The organism is Micromonospora tarensis (assembly GCF_016803395.1).
In the GTDB taxonomy this organism is placed as follows: domain Bacteria; phylum Actinomycetota; class Actinomycetes; order Mycobacteriales; family Micromonosporaceae; genus Micromonospora; species Micromonospora tarensis.
Window position 1 is genome coordinate 1 of record NZ_JAEVHL010000427.1, and the last position, 2,880, is coordinate 2,880.

2 protein-coding genes and 1 pseudogene are annotated in these 2,880 nt (G+C 73.5%); all 3 read right to left on the reverse strand.

Going from position 1 to position 2,880, the window contains the following annotated elements:
• Positions 1-112: 112 nt before the first annotated feature.
• Complete coding sequence (gene pgsA, locus JM949_RS35030; RefSeq protein WP_203152352.1) at positions 113-703, reverse strand: CDP-diacylglycerol--glycerol-3-phosphate 3-phosphatidyltransferase; 591 nt, start codon at positions 701-703, stop codon at positions 113-115.
• Between the two features lie 77 nt (positions 704-780).
• On the reverse strand, positions 781-2,289 hold the full coding sequence (gene rimO / locus JM949_RS35035; RefSeq protein ID WP_203152353.1) for a 30S ribosomal protein S12 methylthiotransferase RimO: 1,509 nt from the start codon (positions 2,287-2,289) through the stop codon (positions 781-783).
• 98 nt (positions 2,290-2,387) lie between these two features.
• Positions 2,388-2,880 (reverse strand): annotated as a pseudogene (locus tag JM949_RS35040) (ornithine cyclodeaminase family protein); the annotation flags it as partial.

A 2,880-nucleotide genomic window follows, 5' to 3' on the forward strand; every position in this document is an offset into this window, starting at 1 on the left:
CACCGCCGCCCCCCAACCCTGCCGACCCAATCGCGTCGATCATGAAGTTGGGGCCACGACACGCCGGCCGGGAGGACAACAACTTGATGATCAACGGGACCGAGGGGTCGGGTCAGCGGGGGCGGCGGAGGCGCAGCGCCTGGGCTATGTAGTCGAAGCCGGTGGCGACCGTGACCAGGACGGCCGCGCCCATGATCCAGGGGCCGACCGCGGCGAGGGCCTCGGGCATCGGCCAGAGGTACCAGGCGATGGCGAGGACCTGCAGCGCGGTCTTGACCTTGCCGCCTCGGCTGGCGGCGATCACGCCGTGCCGGATCACCCAGAACCGCAGCCCGGTGATGCCCAGCTCGCGGACGAGGATCAACGCGGTCACCCACCAGGGCAGTTGGTCGTACCAGGAGAGCAGCACCAGGGCCGCGCCGGTGAGCGCCTTGTCGGCGATCGGGTCGGCCACCTTGCCGACCGAGGTGACCAGCCCGAACCGGCGGGCGATCCAGCCGTCCACCAGGTCGGTCGCCGAGGCCACCGCGAAGATCAGACAGGCCGCCATCCGCCAGCCGGAGTGTGTCATTCCAGACACGACCACCGAGGCGGCGAAGACCGGCACCAGCACCAACCGCAGCGCGGTCAGCGCGTTTGCCGCGTTGACGACCGGCACCACGGCGACCACCCGGCCGGGCGTCGACTCCGTCGCCCCGGTCACCGCCGCACTCCGCTCGGGCCCCCGTGGCGTTCCCGGCAGCACACCACCTGGCTCCCCCGCTCCGCTCGGGCCCGCCGTCACCGTGCCGCGCCGGGCGCCGCCGAGATCATCTCATCCGGCACCGCGAGCAGGTCCACCCCTTCGGTGCCGGTCACCGTCGCGCGTACCAGGTCACCGGGGCGCAGCGCGGCCAGGTCGACCCCGCCCTCGGCCGGGGCGACCAGGGTGGTGGAGCCGTCCACCTCGGGCGCCTGGTGCGCGGCCCGGCCCTCCACCACACCGTCCGCGATCGAGTCGACAAGCACCTCGACGGTGGAGCCGAGCCGATCCTCGGCCCGCTGCGAGCAGAGCTCGTCAGCGAGCGCGCTGAGCCGGTCGTAGCGCCGCTTGATCGTCGCGGCGGAGACCTTGCCGGGCAGGCCGGCGGCCTCGGTGCCGTCCTCGTCGCTGTAGTCGAACATGCCGATCGCGTCGAGCCCGGCCTCGGTCAGGAAGCGGACCAGCTCGTCGACGTCGGCGCGGGTCTCACCGGGGAAGCCGACGATGAAGTTGCTCCGGGCGCCCGCGTCCGGGGCCAGCGCGCGGGCACCCGCCAGCAGCTCCAGGAACCGGTCGGTGGAGCCGAACCGCCGCATCCGGCGCAGCACCGGCTCGCTGGAGTGCTGGAACGACAGGTCGAAGTACGGCGCCACGCCCGGGGTGGTGGCGATCGCCTCGACCAACCCGGGCCGGGTCTCGGCCGGCTGGAGGTAGCTCGCCCGCACCCGGACGATGCCGGTCACCGCGGCGAGCTGCGGCAGCAGCTTCTCCAACGCCCTGGGGTCACCCAGATCCTTGCCGTACGAGGTGGAGTTCTCACTGACCAGCACCAGCTCGCGTACGCCGGTCTTGGCCAGCCACTCGGCCTCGGCGAGCAGCTCGTCCGGGGTACGCGAGACAAACGCGCCCCGAAAGGCCGGAATGGCACAGAACGCACAGCGCCGATCGCAGCCGCTGGCCAGCTTCAGCGAGGCCACCGGGCCGGTGTCCAGCCGGCGACGCAACACCTGACGCAGGTGCGCCGGGGTGTGCTCGTCGGTGTCGACCGCGGCGCGGGTCACGGTGCCGTGCCCGGGCAGCGACACCGCGCTGTCGCGCCGCTTCACCGGGGTCAACGGCAGCAGCTCACGACGGTCCCGGGGGGTGTGCGCGGTGACCCGCTCGCCGGCGACCACCGCGTTCAGCCGGGCGGCGATGTCCGGGTAGTCGTCGAAGCTCAACACCGCCTGCGCCTCGGGCAGGCTGTCGGCGAGCTCCCGGCCGTACCGCTCGGCCATGCAGCCCGCGGCGACCACCTTGGCGCCCGTGCCGGCGGCGGCGAGCAGGGTCTGGATCGAGTCCTGCTTGGCCTTTTCCACGAAACCGCAGGTGTTGACGACCACCACGTCGGCGCCCTCGCCGTCGGTGGTCACCTGCCAACCGTCGGCGTGCAGGCGGGCAGCCAGCTCCTCCGAGTCGACCTCGTTGCGGGCACAGCCCAGGGTCAGCAGAGCGACGCGACGGCCCTCGGCGTTGTCAGAGGGTGAGGGAGAGGTGGCAGACACCATCCGAGGGTACCGGGCCAGCCGGGGAAGCCCACGCACGCGGGCTGTGGGACCCTTCGGCCCACCCCGACGCCGCTCCGGCACCCGGTGCCGCGCGCCGGTCAACGCGTCGCGGCGCTGACCCGGGTCAGCGCGTCGAGCAGGAACACCTCGGTGCCGGCCAGGCCGGTGGAGCAGAAGACGGAAACCTGCTCCGCGCTGGTCCGACCGGCGACCGCACCGGCCAGGATCGCGCCCAGGTCGTGCAACCGCCCGGTGTACGCGGGGGTGGCCGCGAGCATCGGCGGCTGGTAGCTCGCCGCCTGGGCTGGCGAGTCGGTGGCCAACACCTCGGCACGGTCCAGCAGGTCGGTGCCGAACTCGCTGCGGTCGCGCTGCTTGAAGCCGACCGCGTTGACGTGCGTGCCGGGGCTGAGGTCGGCGGCGCGCAGGACCGGGGACGGGCTGGTGGTCGCGAGCAGCACGATGTCCCGCCCGGCCACAGCGGAGCCCGGGTCGGCCGTGGCGCGGGCCGACACGCCCAGTTCGGCACGGACGCGGGCGGCGAAGGCGTCCCGGCGGGCGGCGGAGCGGCTGTGCACCACCACCTCCCGC